The following is a 15,672-nucleotide window of genomic DNA, read 5'->3' as shown; positions in this document are numbered from 1 at the left end:
GCATGACGAAGGCGCAAGGCGGCCTTGCTCCCGCGAGCGATGCGCCGCATTATCTCGGCCATCGCGAGCGGCTGCGCGAACGCTTCCGCAAGGGCGGCGCCGACGCGCTCGCGGAATATGAACTGCTAGAACTGATCCTCTTTCGGGCCATGCCCCGGCGCGACGTCAAGCCGCTCGCCAAGGCGCTTCTCGCGCGTTTCGGATCCTTCGCCGAGGTTGTGTCGGCGCGGCCCGAACGATTGAGCGAAATCGACGGACTTGGCGACGCCGCCATCGGCGAACTGAAGATCATCGAGGCGGCCGCGCGGCGCCTCGCCAAATCCTCGATCGAGAACCGGCCCTCCCTGTCAAGTTTTTCCGCGGTGGTCGACTATTGCCGCACCGCGATGGCCTTCCTCGACCGGGAGGAATTCCGGATTCTCTTTCTCGACAAGAAGAATCATCTGATCGCCGACGAGGTTCAAGGCGTCGGCACGATCGACCACGCTCCCGTATACCCGCGCGAGATCATGCGCCGGGCGCTCGAACTCAGCGCCTCGGCGATCATCCTGGTGCACAATCACCCTTCAGGCGATCCGGAGCCTTCGACCGAGGACATTCACCTCACCCATCAGATCATCGCGGTGGGCAAGCCGCTCAAAGTCGCCGTCCATGATCACCTGATCATCGGCAAGCATGGCCACGCCAGCTTGAAGGGCTTGCGGCTGATTTAGAGCATTTTCGAGCGAAGTGGATGCCGATTCGCGTTAAGAAAATGCGATAAAACAAAGACCTAGAGCTGCTTTCTGAGTCCGCCGAAACTGAAAGCGCTCTAGGTCAGTGCAGCCGGAACTCGCCGTCGAGCGTTCTGATCTCCGCCGGCTTGATGAGCTTTGAATGCCCAACCCGCACGCTGTGGAGCGGGCCCTCCAGCTTTTCCGTCCAGAAAGTCAAGAATTTGATCAGGGTTGGGAAATCCGGCGCGATATCATAATCTTGCCAGACGTAAGTTTGCAGAAAGCGCGGATGATCGGGCAGTCGGTAGAGAATTTCCGCTGTCGCGAGGCCGTAACCGGCGAGTTGCTTGATAAAGTCTTCAGAGACTTTGTTGGTCTCGATTTTTTTCGGTTCGATCATTGCCTTTACCTCCGCACCCTGTAACGCACAGCGAGTGGATTTGGTGGCGCAGGGGTAAATCTCTCGGCCGCCAAACTCCGGCATGTCTCCATTCAGCGCCCGTCATCTTAATGTAACGTTGCGCTGAATATTCGCCAGCAAGCGCTGTGCCGCCACGGCCGGAAAGCTCGGGTTGAGTGTTGCGCGTCTTTTGGCTCCGCACGCGGCGCGCTCTGCGTCTCGCGAGCCCGCACAAGCCCACTCTTGCAGCGCCAAAGCAAAAAAATCATTGGCTGGGGCGGGAGGATTCGAACCTCCGGATGGCGGAATCAAAATCCGCTGCCTTACCACTTGGCTACGCCCCAAAAGCCGCTCGATTCAAAGGCTGTCGTCCGCGGCGGCTGGACCATAGTGCGACGGTCGGCTCGCCGCAACCGGTCTTCTGCGTAGAAATCTTGCAGATTTTGCGCGGCGCAAGCCTTAGAGGCGGAGCATGATGTCGTCCGAAAACCGGTTTCCACCTTTCGGCATCATGCTCTAAGTCAGTTCGGCGCCGAGTTGGCCTCATGGCCGGAGTTTCCGGCGATGAACCAAAAAACGGCGCCTGACACAATTCCCGTGAAGAAAAAAACAATGGCGAAGCGCAATTCGTCGGGGCTGGCGCTCGTCGCCCTTTGGGTGTGAAACGCCGCTCGGATGACCCAGGGCGCGCAAGCCGCGATAAAGCCTGTCGCGCCCGCATACCAAAGAAAAGATCGCACCCGGGCGATCTCGCCGATCAAGGCGGCGAAGACCACGGGCGCGACGCAGATCGCCATGACCGCCGCCCAGACAAAATGGAAAAGTCCCTCCTCCTCGCCCATGGACAGCCCATCGATCTGGGATCGGGTGAACGCAAAAAAGGTGAATTCGGCCAAGGCATAGCCCGCCTCCCGCGTCACCGGGTCAACAAGCGCCGCCATTGGAAAGACTATGAGTCCGGCCGCAATCGCGATCGCCGCGCCAAAAAGCAGGACAATCGCCCGGCGTAGCCCATTCATGGCAGGTCTCTGGCTCCGATCAACCGGCGCCGCGCGATCCCCTGTGTCGCATCTGACCGCGACGACCCCTGGCGCGCCCGAGCGCCGACGCAAAGGCCGCGCATCGGGGTAGGCCGAATCGGACTTGTTTGCACAGGAGCGCCCATTCATTAGCCTTCAACTTAAGAACGGCGCCCGCATCCATCTGTTCTCGCGCCAATAAACATAAGTAACGCATTTTTCAGCAAGTGGAGGCTGGCGCAATGGCCAATGCTGCGACAAAATAGACATGACGCCTGCTTTCCGGGTTCGATTCGCCGCAAGAAACGCCGCCAGGATCATTTTCTCGGCCGAGAATGCGGCGACTTGATCTATTTCCAGGATCGAAACCAAGGATCGACGCCAAGCCGCAATTGACGCAAGGCTACGGCCGGGCTCGCCCGCCGGTCCCTATTTTGCTTGCCTTTTGATGCTTGGAGGCATCGTGAACACGACGGGTCTTACGCTCTCGCCTGAAGCTGGCGTGGAAAGGCGCGACGGCCGTTTCGTCGCGACATCGACCGAACCCTGGCTTCGGATAGAGCCGCACGCCGCGCTCCAGCCAGGCAAAATCGTCAAATTCGTTTATCGCTTGAGCCTTTGGGACGAGCCGGCGCGGCCGGTTTTCCGGTTCTGGACCTCGGATGGCAATTGGCGCGATCAGATCGCGCCCGGACCCATCGCCGGAGCCGCGATCTGGACCGGACGCATCCCGACTGAAACGGTTCGGATCAGCGTCAGCCCGACCAATCGGCCGGGCCGATTCGATTTCGATCTCGAATCGGTCTCGCGAGTCTCCTTCGGCGCGCTGGCCGCCAAGGGGCTGCGGCGGCGCCCACGCGCAACGCTTCGGGCCGTCCTCGCCGGCCGCATCGGAACGCCGCTTGAATCGGACGTCCATCTCGAGCGGGCGATCGGGTTCACGCCGTTTGCATCCTATCAGGCCTGGCAGAGGGCGCGGGCGCGTCCGATCGACATTGCAGGGATCGACGCGCCCCGCTCCGACTGGACGATAGCGGCGAAAATCCATCTCGTGGTCGACGCCGCGACCGCCAATTTGGACGAGCTCGCGGCGACGATCGCGGCCTTGCGCGCTCAGGCCTATCCCCACTGGCGCCTGCATCTGGCCGGCGGCAATGATCTCGACGATCTTCCGGCGGATCCGCGCATTGGCCGCCTTCCGCGTGAAAGCGCCGCCGCGATGCTGCGTGCGCTGCCGGGCAATTCCTTCATTGGCGCGATCCAGGCCGGGGACGCGCCCTATCCCTACGCTCTGGCCGCCGTCGCCGAAGCCGCCGCGCGATCGCCGGAGACCCAGGTTTTTTACGGCGACGAAGACGTTCATGGCGCCGGACGAAAACGCGTTCCGGTGCTGAAGCCGGGTTGGAGTCCGCTCCTGCAAACCAATCGCCCCTATCTTGGCCACGCCGCCTTTCTGCGCCGGGAAATTCTGGTCGATTGGACCGACGCCGAGGCCGCCGCCTTCGTCGCAAGCGCCGAGATCCCGCGCAATGCCGCGGCGCGCTTCGCCCCGGACAAAGTGCATAGCCTTCGGCGCGTTCTGCTGACCCGCGCCGCGCCCTGGCCTGACGCCGGACCGCCGCCCCCGGAGCCATCGCCCGCCGCGATCGCTCTGGCCGGCAATCCCGCCGCCCTGATCATCATTCCAACGCGCGATCAGGCGCTCTTGCTCAGCCGCTGCCTCGCAAGCATTTTTTCCACAACCTCCTTCAACAATTTCTCGATCATCATCGTCGACAACGGCAGCGTCGAGCCGGAGGCGCAGCAATTGTTCAAGGCGTTCCGGGGCGATCGGATCGTCAGCGTTCTGCGCTGCCCCGGACCTTTCAATCACTCGTCTCTCTGCAATGCCGCGGCGGCGCGGCGCAAGGCGGATGTCCTGGTGTTCCTGAGTGAGGCCACGGAAATTCTCGCCCCGGATTGGCTTGACCGTCTCGTGGCGCACGCGCTCTCGCCCGACGCCGGCGCAGTCGGCGCTCTGATCCTCGATCGCGGCCGGCGGATTTTCGACGCGGGCCTCGCGCTCGGCATTGGCGGCGATGCGAGGCCTTTTGGCGCCGGCGCCGCGGCGGGGTCGCCTGGCTGGCTCTCCCGAAACGAGGCCGCGCACGAGGTTTCCGGCGTCTCCAAAGCCTGTCTCGCCGTGGCGCGACGAAAGTTCATGCTCGTCGGCGGCTTCGACGCAGAGCATCTACCGGTCGAGCACAATGACAGCGACCTTTGCCTGAAGCTCGCGGAAAGAGGGTGGACGGCGCGGATCGATCCCAAGGTCCGCCTTCTTCACGCCGGACCGGACCGGCGCGACGCGCTCCAGCATGGGAGGGCCGATTCGCCGCAGCGAGCCTGGTTCCAGGCGCGCTGGTTCGGAGCCCTGCGCGACGATCCTTTTTTCCATCCAGGCCTGTCGCTGTCTTCCCTCGACGCGGCTTTCGGCTGACTTCCGCCCTGGACGCAACCTCCCGCGAATTGCCGCCCAAGGCATATGCCCAGGAAAGCCCGGCGCAATCTTCGCCGCTCAATGGTGGCCGGGTCACGACAATGGCGAAATTGTCATCACTTACGGGCAAAAAAATGAGCGCACATGATCCTTTGCAACAACGGCTGGAGTTCATTGGCTTTGACGATCGCGCGCGATCGGCGCTGCTGGAGCTGAAGCCTCTCATCGGCAAGGCGATCGGCCCGGCGCTGGCGACGTTTTATGACAAGGTGCGCAAAACCCCGGAGACCCGCCGTTTCTTCCGCGATGAACAGCACATGTCCGGCGCCAAGAGCCGCCAGGAACAACATTGGGAGATCATCAGCTCCGCCGAGTTCGGCGACAGCTACGTCCGCGCCGTCCGGGGAATCGGCCAGGCCCACGCCCGCTTGGGGCTGGAGCCGCGCTGGCATATCGGCGGCTATGCCCTGATAACCGAGCAACTCATCCACGTTTTGGTCAAGGACCATTGGCCAAGCCTGCTGCAAAGATCGAAGGGCGGCGCGGAAGGCATGGCGGAGGCCCTGTCGGCGTTGTTGAAAGCAGTCATGCTGGACATTGACTACGCCCTCTCAATCTATCTCGAAACCATCGAGGAGCAGCGGCGGACCGCCGAAACGGCGCGGCAGGACGCCGAGCGCAAGACCGCCGAGGCGATCGAGATCATGGCGAGATCGCTCGAACGCCTCGCCTCCGGCGATCTCGTGTCTCGCATCGACGCCGCCCTGTCCCTGCCGCAACTCAAGACCGATTTCAACGCGGCGGTCGACAGATTGCAGCAAGCCATGGCCGCCGTAACGCAGGCGACGCAGGCCATCGCGACGGGAGCGGAAGAGCTCGCCCAGGGCTCCGATGATCTATCGCGGCGCACCGAACGGCAGGCGGCAAACCTCGAGCAGACCGCGGCGGCACTCGAGCAATTGACGGCCAGCGTGAAGCAGACCGCGCATGGGGCCGGGGAAGCCGCCACGGTCGTCGCGACCATGAAAGTTGACGCCCAGGAGTCCGGCGACGTCGTCAAGCAAGCCGTCTCGGCGATGGGCGAGATCGAAGCCTCCTCGCGGCAAATCTCGAAGATCATCGGCGTTATCGACGAGATCGCCTTTCAGACCAATCTGCTGGCGCTTAACGCCGGCGTCGAGGCCGCCCGCGCCGGCGACGCCGGGCGGGGTTTCGCCGTAGTTGCGCAGGAAGTCCGCGCGCTCGCGCAACGCTCGGCCGAGGCGGCCAGGGAAATCAAGACATTGATCGCCGCGAGCTCGGCCGAGGTCGGGGTCGGCGTCAATCTCGTCAGCCAGACCGGCGCATCGCTGCAACGGATCATCGATCGCGTCGGCGGCGTCGACCACTTGGTTGCTGAAATCGCAGCATCCGCCAAGGAGCAGTCCAGCAGCCTCTCCGAAGTGAATGTCGCGGTCAACCAGATGGATCAGTTGACCCAGCAAAACGCAGCTATGGTCGAACAGGCGACGGCGGCGATTCATTCCCTCCAAGCCGAGACCGGAGAATTGTCGCGACTGGTGACAAAATTCCGGATTAACGAGGCCTCGCCACGCCAAACCCAGCCCCTGGCGGCGCAGCGGGCGAAACTCGCCGCTTTCGCGAGCAGCGGCGCGTAGCGCATTTCCAAGCGAGCAGCGACTGGTTGCATCAATAGAAAGCGCAACAAGCCAGGGGCAGATCCGCCTGGCTTGTTCCTTGGCGCGACATGCATTCAAAAAACCCACTCTTGCGGGCGGTCGCCGCGTCCGTTCAATTTAAATAGAATCTGACGGGCTAGGGGCGGCTCCCGAAGGCTCAAAACGGAGCCCTTCACGACACAGAAAGCGGAGTCCCGTTCAATCACGCGCGGAATTAGCTGCGCGGCGTCCCGCGCTGGATCGCCCAAGGCCTTGCCAAGCGATGCATGATTGATCCCACGCTGGTTTGGAGCGCACGCAAGGTCAGCGTGAAGAGGATCCACGCGGTCCAATCCCATGACGAAAGTCTATGTCGAGGACAATCGCCGGAGGCCTGCGCCAGTCGCATTTGAGACGGCCGCTCAACCCTAGGACAGGGCCCCGGGCTCGAAGAACAGTTCAACCGTTGAATTGCCGAGATCCTGAATATCGGCGAATTGTCCCCCCATGAATATAGACGATTCAATCGGCGACGTCGCTCAGCCGCAATTCGGCCGCCACAACTTCGATGGCATCTCTCAGCGCTCGCGCCCGGCGTTCGGCATGATCGTCGCGCGGACCAGATAGCATGTGGACTCGCCATCACTTTATGGACGCTCGGCGAGAATTTTTTGCGTAAAGAAAGTGAATGAGCTCCGCCACCGCCTTATAAAACTCAGGCGGAATGGTTCGATCAACTTCCACGCTATCGTACATCGACCTTGCAAGAAGCTTGTCTTCTATGATCGGGATGGAATACTGCTCGGCGATCTCGCGTATCCTGAGCGCGATGAGGTCTTGCCCTTTGGACACGACCAAGGGCGCCCCGCCCTCCTCCTTCACGTAACGGAGCGCAATTGCATAGTGGGTCGGATTGGCGATCACCAGAGTGGCTTTGGGAACCGCGGCGATCATGCTTTTGCGCATGCGATCGAGGGCGAGCGAGCGAAGCCTGGCCTTTTTCAGGGGATCGCCTTCGTTCTGCTTCATCTCATCCTTGACCTCCTGCTTGCTCATGCGGAGATCGCGTCGCCAATGCGTCCTGGCCCAAAGCAGATCCGCGGCAAGCAGCAGGGCGGTCACAATGCAGACCACAGACAAGAGCCGCATTGCGATCGTCAAGATCAATTCCGGTATCGCCTCAGGCTCGACCGCCATCGCGTCCACCAATATGTTTTGTTGCGATTGGAGCACAGCCAGGATGACGGCGGTGATGGATGTGAGCTTGAAGACGCCTTTGAGGAATTCGGTGCGCCCCTGCGCGCCGAATATACGGCGCCAACCATTGATCAAAGATATACGTTGGAAATCCGGCTGGATTCGATCCAGCGCGAGGCGGGGCGCATTCTGCAGAAAAGAGGACAGCAGTCCCGCCGCCATCAAGACGACGAGCAGGGGAATCATCAGCTTGAACATATCCCAGGCGACGAGCTTGAACAGCGCCACCGCGTCGAAGCCGTTTTTAAGCAGCCATCCGCCAGGATCGCCGAACAATCTGGCGAGGGCGAGAGTCGTCGAACCAATGAAATCCTTAACCAAGAATGCAGCGATAATCAGCATGCCCGCAACAGTGGCGAAAATCGAGGCCTCGCGCGAGACCGGAACATTTCCCTTCTCAATCGCGTCGCGGATCTTCTTCTCGGTGGCCTCTTCTGTCCTGCTGTCCCTATCCGCCTGCTCCGCCATGGCCGTTCAACATTCGCCTATTCGTAAATCTCGTCTTCGTCTTCCGCGGAATTCAGGTCGATTTCGCCATTTCCCGCCAAGGCGAGCGCCGTATCGGCGATCATCCTGCGCGCCTTGAGGACATCGCGCTGCAAGGCGGGGCCGCCATTGGCGAGTTCGCTATCGACGATTCGCCGGGCTCGAGCCGCTAGCGACGACAAGATCGCGTCCCGGAACCCGGCGTCGGTTCCCTTCAGGGCGAGCACCACAAGTTCGGTCGGAATCTTGTCGAAAAGAACGCTGCGGGCCTTGGGTTGCAGCTTGATGATGTCGTCGAAGGTGAACATCAGGCCGCGCAGGACCTCGACCACTTTAGGCCGAGTCTCGGCCAGGCTCTGCATGACGTCCTCCATCTGATCGCGCTCCATCTTATTGATGATGTCGGCCATTCGCGCGTGTTGGTCGCTGCCCTTTCGTCCTGAAAGATTGAACAAGAGGTCTTCCTGCAATTGACCCTGAATGATCCGCACGGCCGGCTCGGTGACCGGCGCGATGCTCAGCATCCGCCGCATCATTTCATTGCGCAGATCGCGCGGCAATGTGCCCATGATCTTGGCGGCGCAGGCGGGACTGACCTTGGACAGAATGAGAGCCGCGGTTTGCGGATGCTCCTTTGAGAGATAGCCGCCGACAACTGCTTCGGGGACGCTGGAGAGACGCTCCCACATCGCATCATTGGAATGGCCTGTGACATCCGACATGACGTCGGCGATCTGCTCGGGCGACAGGACGCCATCGAGCATTTGCTCGACCTCCTCGGGAGAGCCGCGCAAATCGACGCCATTGGAAAACTGGCTTGCGAAATCCTCGACCAAGATCTCGAGCGTTGGGACCGGCACCGCGCCTAGCTCAGCCACGGATCGGGTGATCTGCTTCAACTCCTCGACGTCGAAATGCTTCAAGAGCCGCCCAGCCAAGGGCTTTCCCATGGCGAGCAGAAGGGCCGCGACCTTTTCGGGGCCCTTGAGCGCCCGGTGGCCTGCGCCGCTGTTGATGAGGACGGGAGCCGCCATGCTTATTCAACAGATCCGGTCGGTCCGACAATTTCGGTCAGCGACACGCCGAACCGGGAATTGTCATCCTCGACCACGACAATCTCTCCCCGCGCAATCACCCGACCATTCACGACGACATCGACCGGCTCGCCAACTCTGTGATCGAGCGGGATGACCGCGCCGCGCCCGAGTTTGAGCAGGTTTGAGACCGGCATCGTCGCCGAGCCGAGCACGACTTGGACGACGACAGGAATGCGCAAAATCGTATCGAGATTTCGATTGGCCTGAGGCTTTGCGAGCGTTTCCTGGGCTGCGCCTTCATGCTGATCTGGCGATCCATCTTCGTATTCGTTCATGGCGTCGGATGCTCCCATTTAGTTCATGTCGGCCAGGATCCTGGTCCTGGCGCCTGTGGCGCCCGCCGGCGTCGGCGCGCGCCCGGTCCGCCTAGAGCGCTTTCAGTTTCGGCGGAATCAGAAAGCAGCTCTAGGTCTTTGTTTTGTCGCGTTTTCTTAACGCGAACCGGTATCCACTTCGCTCGAAAATGCTCTAGCCGCCAAGTTATTCGGTTCGTCCTTGCGCGGAGCCGCCTGCCGGGGATCGAAGGCGATCGCGCGCGGCGGACAGCGCGTCAGCGCGGCAAGACGTCATTGATGAACTCCTGTTCCTGGTTCACGAATTCATCAAGGCGGAGCGTGTAGAATCCGTCCGCCTGGCCAAGGTTGCACCAGAACAAAGGCTCCGCATTGCACTCAAGTTTCACCCGCGTCTTGGCGGTGGCTTGCAGGGCGAGAATCTGGCCAACTCTCAAGCTGGCGATATCCGCCAACACGAATTGGCGCTCTTCGATAACGCCTCGAACCGCGACCTCGGTCCGACCTATTTCGCTCTCGATCTGCTTTGTCCAATCCGGGTCGCGCAGCGCCATGTCGTTGGAGAGATCGCGCCCCAATTGCTGGCGGATGGAATTGAGCGCCGCTTGCGGAATGAGAACGAACATCCCGCCATTGCGGCCCTGAATCCGAAGGTTGATGATCGCCGAAACGCCAAAAGTCGTTCTGGGCGCAATGACCGCGAAATCGAGCCTGGTCTCGACGCGCTCCACTTTGAAAACCGTCTCGCACACCGAGGCGAATGAGGCCCGCAGCGCCTTGCAGACCAGATCGAAGATCTTTTGCGCCAGCCGCACTTCAATCGCGGAAAGGTCGCGCTTTTCGGCGATCGGCGCCTCGCTGCCATCGCCTCCGAAAAGAACCTCCACCAGATTGAAAATGAAATTGCGATCGAGGCCGATCAGGATGCGCGAGTCCCAGGCCTGCACATAAGTTATTCCGACGATGGCGTTGCCTTCATAGGCGTCGAGCACATCTCCGATCCGCTCCGTGCCGACCTCGGCCACCGTCAGGAAGGCGGGAGTTGAAGACAATTGGCGCAAATATTCAGAACATTGCGCCGCCATGCGATCGAAGATGACATGCAGCATCGGCATGCGGTCGACCGCGACTCCTCCCATGTCGAGAAGCTTTTCCAGGCCATTGTTCACGATTGAGCCGCCAGCATGTGTCTCGTGCATTTCTCGTCAAGCCGCCTGCTGTTGAGCGGGCTTTCCCGCGCCGCCGGAAACCGTTTCGTTCTCGACCATGTCGATGGAGGGCCGGTCATGCGATGAAATTGTCTTGCGCCCATGCTCGAGAGCGATTTGCGGCATGGCGCCATTCATGAAGGCCAGCAGCGTTTGCTTGACGATGATGTAGAGACGGCAGCGTTGCGATCGCGTCACCTTGATCTTGTGCGCGATCGGCGCCACCAAACCGTAAGACATGAAAATGCCCGCGAAGGTGCCAACGAGCGCCGCTCCAATCAGCCCGCCAAGAAGCTCGGGGGATTGATCCAAGGCGCCCATCGCTTTGACCACGCCGAGCACCGCGGCGATGATGCCGATCGCGGGCAGGCCTTCGGCGACCGCCGTCAGCGCGTGATAGGGCTTCAGCTTGTCGTGGCTCAATGTTTGGATCTCTTCATCCATGAGCGCCTCGATTTCATGGGTCCGGGCATTGCCTATGATGATCAGCCGGCAGTAATCGCAAATGAACTGGGTTAGATCCATGTCGGCCAGGACTTTCGGAAAATTCTTGAAGATCGCCGACTCGCTCGGATTGTCGACGTGTTGCTCGACATCGCTGCGGGCCTTGCCGCGCAATTCGCGCATCAAAGCGTAGAGCACGCCAAGAATGTCGAGATAGTCGCGCTGCGTCGGCTTGCGCTCAAGGATCGCCTCCATGGCGGCGCGGCCGGTGTCCTTGATCGTGCCCAGCGAATTCGCCACAATGAATGTGCCGAGCGAAACGCCGCCGATAATGACAAATTCCCAGGGTTGCCAAATGACGGAGATATGGCCGCCCATTGCAGCGAACCCGCCGAGCATGCAGCCGACCGCGACGATCATGCCGATTAGAAATGCCAAGGTTCACCCCCACCGCCGACGACCTTCGGTAAGGGTTAACGGGCGGGGCTTGCGCCAAACTGAATTTGACGCCGCCGACCGCGGACCTGTCCTGCGCAACAAGGCGCTCTAATATCCCGCCGCAACAGGGCCTCGCTGGCGGGTGTCCGCGGCCCCAAGCAACAAGCCGCCGGCCCTGGCGATGCTCTGCGCCGAACCCCATGCGTCATGCGCGACGACCCTGTGTCCCATGGCTTCGAGCGGCCTGATCGTATCGACCGGAAGCCCTCGTTCAACCTGCAATTCGTCCGGCGACCCTTGATGATGGATGCGCACCGCCGCTGTCGCCTCGGCGATGTTCAGGCCAAAATCAACGAGGTCGAGGATAATCTCCGCGACGATCGTGATGATGCGCGATCCGCCCGGCGATCCGGTGACGAGTTCGAGTTCTCCATCGCGAAACGCCATCGTCGGCGCCATCGAGGAGAGCGGCCGCTTGCGCGGCGCCGGAGCGTTTGCGGCGCCGCCGGTGAGCCCATACGCATTGGGAGCGCCCGGCCGAGCCGCGAAATCGTCAAGCTCGTTGTTGAGAAGAATTCCGGTCCCTTCAGCGACAAGGCCGAGGCCATAGGAAAAATTCAACGTGTAGGTGTTGGCGACGGCATTGCCCTCATTGTCCACAATCGAGAAATGCGTCGTCTGATCGCTTTCGTAAGGCGCGGGATCGAGAGGCTCGATTTCGTTCGATGGCCGCGGCCGGTCCGTCGAGATCGTTTCGCGCAATCGCGCCGCATAGGCTTTCGAAATGAGCGCGTTGACCGGAATTGAGACCTGATCGGGATCGCCGAGATAGGCGGCGCGATCGGCGTAGGCGTGTTTCATCGCCTCGACCAAAAGGTGAACGGTCGCGGCTGAATTAGGCCCTAGTTCGGCGAGCGGAAAGCCTTCGAGCACGTTGAGCAGTTCGATGAGATGAACGCCGCCCGAGGATGGCGGCGGCATGGAGACGATCTCATGGCCGCGATAAAAGCCATGCAAGGGCATCCGCTCCAGCGCGCGATAGGATTTCATATCATCCAGCGTCATGCGGCCGCCCGCCGCGCGGACGCTCGCGACGATCTTTTCGGCGATCGGACCTTCATAGAAGGCGCGTTCGCCGTCGCGTCCGATCGCCTCCAGCGCGGCGGCCAGATCGGTTTGAACGAGCCGTTCGCCGCGCCCGAGCGGCGCTCCATCCGGGCGCAGGAAAATGCGCGCCGTCGCAGGCCAACGTCCCAGTCGCGCGGCCACTTGCGGCAGCGTATCGGCAAGATCCTCCTCGACGAGGATGCCGTCCCGGGCGAGAGCCACAGCCGGGGCCGCAAGCTCCGCGAAGGAGAATTTGCCGGAGCCATAGGCGCGCCAGGCGAGCGCAAGGCCGGCGATGGTCCCAGGAACGCCGACCGCGAGACCGGTGTTGCGCGATTTGGCGGGGCTGGCCTGCCCGGCCGCGTCGAGAAAAACATCGCGCGGCGTGTCGCTTGGGGCCGTTTCGCGATAATCGATGGCGACGGATTTTTTGGGTCCGGCAAGATAGACAAGCATGAAGCCGCCGCCGCCGAGATTGCCGGCCCGCGGCAAGGTCACCGCCAACGCGAGCCCGACCGCGACAGCCGCATCGACCGCATTGCCGCCGCGCTTGAGAATGCCGATCCCGATCCGCGCCGCCTTCCCCTCCTGCGCGACGACCATGCCATGGACCGCCGCGATCGGCAGAAATCGCGCGCCTTGCGACAGGATCGGCGGCGGCGCAGAATCGGCCTGAGCGGCAAAAGAGCCGAAGAGACAGAGCAAGGCCAGGGCGCCTGCGTAAAGCCTCCGGCGCGAATTCCGCCACTGCTTCTTTCGCCCAGAGAGGAGGCTCACGAACCTTCGTCCCGACTGACGATAAGGGCGAGAAAAGCCGCGCCATAGCGCTCGATCTTGGCGGGTCCGACTCCGTGAAGAAGCAGCAGCTCTTCACGCGTTCTTGGACGCTTGATCGCCATGTCGATCAAGACGCTGTCGTGGAAGATGACAAAGGCGGCCAGCTTCTGCGCCTTGGCGATTTCGAGACGCTTGGCCTTTAGGGCCGCCAAAAGGCTGTTCTGCGTTGCTGTCAGCGGCGGGGCGTTGGATTTATGCGCCGCCTCGGGTTCGAAAGCGGAGCGAGGGATGGCGAGATCCTCGTCCCGCGCCGCCTCCATGTCCTGCAAGGTGCGCCGGACATTGGCGGTTCGCCCGCTCGGCAAGGCAATTTCGCCGCGCAGCGTCAATTCCGCCTTGCCGGCGAGCACCGCGCGGCCGGCTTCGGTGAAGGTCCAGCGATCGCGATCCTCCGGGTCTTGCACGATCAGATCCGCCGCTTGAAGCTGGTAAAAAATGCTCTTCCATTCGCCGGGTTTGAACTCTTTGCCGACGCCAAAGGTGGGAAGCAAATCATGGCCGTGCCGTTTGATCGCCTCGGTCGCGTTGCCGACGAGAAGATTGGCGAGATGGCCCGAGAAAAATCGCCCGGAGGTGCGGTGGATCGCCGACATGACTTTTTGCGCCGCCTGGACGCCGTTGAAGAGCGGCCATTTGCCCTCGCAAATATCGCAATTGCCGCAAGGTTGCGAGGCCTCGCCAAAAGCCGCGAGCAATGTCTGGCGGCGGCATCGCGGCGTTTCGCACAAGGCGATCAGGCCATGCAGCTTGCGCCGCTCCAAACGCTTGCGCTCCTGCGACGCCTCGCCCTCGAAAATCTGACGCTCGCGCAAGGCGATGTCGCCATTGCTGAACAAGGTCAGCGCATTGGCCGGCAAACCGTCGCGCCCGGCGCGGCCGATTTCCTGATAATAGGCCTCGATGCTTTGCGGCAGATCGGCATGGCAGACGAAGCGGACATTGGCCTTGTCGATTCCCATGCCGAAGGCGATCGTCGCAACGATCACCACGCCATCGTGACGCAAGAACTCGTCCTGGTGCGCGGACCTGATGGCCGCATCGAGGCCGGCATGATAGGGCAGCGCCGGTATGCCGGTCGCGCTCAGCGTTTGGCTCAGCGTTTCGACGCCTTTGCGCGACGAGCAATAGATAATCCCGCTCTGGCCTCGGTGCCGCTGGACCATTGCTTCGATTTGGCGCGCGACATTGGCCTTGCGCGCCATTGCGAGGTGGATATTCGGCCGATCGAAGGAGCGGACGAATATTTGGGGCTCGGAAGAAAATAGTTTGCGGACGATCTCCGCTCTCGTCGGCGCGTCGGCGGTCGCGGTGACGGCGATGATTTGAAGATCGCCTATCGCCCGCGCCATTTGCGCGAGGTCGAGATACTCCGGCCTGAAATCATGCCCCCATTGCGATACGCAATGAGCTTCGTCGATGGCGAGCACATTGGCGCCGGCCTCGCGCAACAGCGCTATGGTGTCCGGCCGCACCAATCGCTCCGGCGCGACATAGACAAGCCGGTAGCGGCCTTGCCGCAGGCCCGACTCGATCGCCGAATTATCCGGGCCGCTGTTCGATGAATTCAAGGCGGCGGCGGCGACGCCATAGCGTTGCAATTGCTGCGCCTGATCGCGCATCAAGGCGATCAGCGGCGAGACGACGATGGTGAGGCCTTTGCGCACGATCGCTGGCAATTGGTAGAGCAATGATTTGCCCGAGCCCGTCGGCATGACCGCCAGAATGTCCCGCCCGGAGAACGTCGCTTCGAGGACTTCCCGCTGTCCGGGCCGAAATTCGGTAAAGCCGAAAACCCGCTCCAGCGCGGCTTTGGCTTCGATCATTTGCGCGTCCACGCCGCCCCCGTCCGCACTGTCGCGATCAGGCCTTTCTAATCGGTTGGGCGGCAAGATTCCAGCCGCGCGCGCCGGCGGTAGTGTCTCAGTTTGAATTTCGACTTTCGACCGAGGTCGTGTAAAAACGCGGTGTGTTCGCCGGCGATTATGACGGGCCGGACTTTCCGGTAATTGAAGGCAGACGGATTGAACCGAGCGATTACGCGCGCATCGCCTCAAGCAGCGGTCCGACGCCGAAGATCCGGATCATTCTTTTTATGTTATACGCCAGAATGTGAAAGCTCATCTCTGTTCGCACCTTTTCGAGGGTCTTGGTGAGGAAGTGCGCGCTTCCCATCCATGATTTCAGTGTGCCGAAGGGGTGCTCGACGGTCTGCCTGCGGATCAGCATGGCGTCTGGC

At 61.7% G+C, this 15,672-nt stretch carries 13 protein-coding genes and 1 tRNA gene; 3 read left to right on the top strand and 11 right to left on the bottom strand.

The window, feature by feature from the left end; genetic code table 11:
* Positions 1-2 precede the first annotated feature (2 nt).
* On the top strand, positions 3-713 hold the full coding sequence (gene radC, locus DL86_RS10910) for a RadC family protein (RefSeq protein ID WP_036261256.1): 711 nt from the start codon (positions 3-5) through the stop codon (positions 711-713).
* Positions 714-816: 103 nt separating this feature from the next.
* Here the strand turns inward: radC and DL86_RS10905 are convergent, their stop codons facing one another.
* The 3 genes from DL86_RS10905 to DL86_RS10895 form a co-directional block, all read right to left on the bottom strand.
* A complete protein-coding gene (locus DL86_RS10905) occupies positions 817-1,116 on the bottom strand; it encodes an usg protein (protein ID WP_036261253.1) in 300 nt (99 codons plus the stop codon).
* 269 nt (positions 1,117-1,385) lie between these two features.
* Positions 1,386-1,460, bottom strand: a tRNA-Gln gene (locus tag DL86_RS10900).
* Positions 1,461-1,637: 177 nt separating this feature from the next.
* Positions 1,638-2,135, bottom strand: a complete 498-nt coding sequence (locus DL86_RS10895; RefSeq protein ID WP_051953205.1) for a hypothetical protein — start codon at positions 2,133-2,135, stop codon at positions 1,638-1,640.
* 463 nt (positions 2,136-2,598) lie between these two features.
* Between DL86_RS10895 and DL86_RS10890 the strand changes: the two genes are divergently transcribed.
* Positions 2,599-4,611, top strand: a complete 2,013-nt coding sequence (locus DL86_RS10890; protein WP_162180423.1) for a glycosyltransferase — start codon at positions 2,599-2,601, stop codon at positions 4,609-4,611.
* 134 nt (positions 4,612-4,745) lie between these two features.
* The gene (locus DL86_RS10885; protein WP_036261247.1) at positions 4,746-6,269 is read left to right on the top strand and encodes a globin-coupled sensor protein; all 1,524 of its coding nucleotides are present in this window, start codon (positions 4,746-4,748) and stop codon (positions 6,267-6,269) included.
* 642 nt (positions 6,270-6,911) lie between these two features.
* On the opposite strand, the gene DL86_RS10875 is transcribed toward DL86_RS10885, so the two are convergent.
* From DL86_RS10875 to DL86_RS10840, 8 genes are all read right to left on the bottom strand, one after another.
* A complete protein-coding gene (locus DL86_RS10875) occupies positions 6,912-7,994 on the bottom strand; it encodes an EscU/YscU/HrcU family type III secretion system export apparatus switch protein (protein WP_036261241.1) in 1,083 nt (360 codons plus the stop codon).
* 17 nt (positions 7,995-8,011) lie between these two features.
* Positions 8,012-9,046 (bottom strand): flagellar motor switch protein FliG, encoded by a 1,035-nt coding sequence (locus DL86_RS10870; RefSeq protein ID WP_051953203.1) that lies wholly within the window; start codon positions 9,044-9,046, stop codon positions 8,012-8,014.
* 2 nt (positions 9,047-9,048) lie between these two features.
* Positions 9,049-9,384 (bottom strand): flagellar motor switch protein FliN, encoded by a 336-nt coding sequence (gene fliN / locus DL86_RS10865; RefSeq protein WP_245276342.1) that lies wholly within the window; start codon positions 9,382-9,384, stop codon positions 9,049-9,051.
* Positions 9,385-9,659: 275 nt separating this feature from the next.
* Positions 9,660-10,601: a flagellar motor switch protein FliM gene (locus DL86_RS10860; RefSeq protein ID WP_036261235.1), complete on the bottom strand. Its 942-nt coding sequence runs from the start codon at positions 10,599-10,601 to the stop codon at positions 9,660-9,662.
* A gap of 6 nt (positions 10,602-10,607) precedes the next feature.
* Positions 10,608-11,474, bottom strand: a complete 867-nt coding sequence (motA, locus tag DL86_RS10855) for a flagellar motor stator protein MotA (RefSeq protein ID WP_036261233.1) — start codon at positions 11,472-11,474, stop codon at positions 10,608-10,610.
* 126 nt (positions 11,475-11,600) lie between these two features.
* On the bottom strand, positions 11,601-13,376 hold the full coding sequence (gene ggt, locus DL86_RS10850; protein WP_051953202.1) for a gamma-glutamyltransferase: 1,776 nt from the start codon (positions 13,374-13,376) through the stop codon (positions 11,601-11,603).
* On the bottom strand, positions 13,373-15,259 hold the full coding sequence (recQ, locus tag DL86_RS10845) for a DNA helicase RecQ (RefSeq protein WP_051953200.1): 1,887 nt from the start codon (positions 15,257-15,259) through the stop codon (positions 13,373-13,375). The genes ggt and recQ overlap by 4 nt, the downstream gene beginning before the upstream one ends.
* A gap of 211 nt (positions 15,260-15,470) precedes the next feature.
* Positions 15,471-15,672: transposase (locus DL86_RS10840; protein ID WP_036261227.1), on the bottom strand; the 202-nt coding region annotated here is incomplete at its 5' end.

Source organism: Methylocapsa aurea, from assembly GCF_000746085.1.
GTDB classification, from domain to species: Bacteria; Pseudomonadota; Alphaproteobacteria; order Rhizobiales; family Beijerinckiaceae; genus Methylocapsa; species Methylocapsa aurea.
Note: the sequence above shows the minus strand (reverse complement) of the source record. Positions and strands in the feature narration are given on the sequence as shown.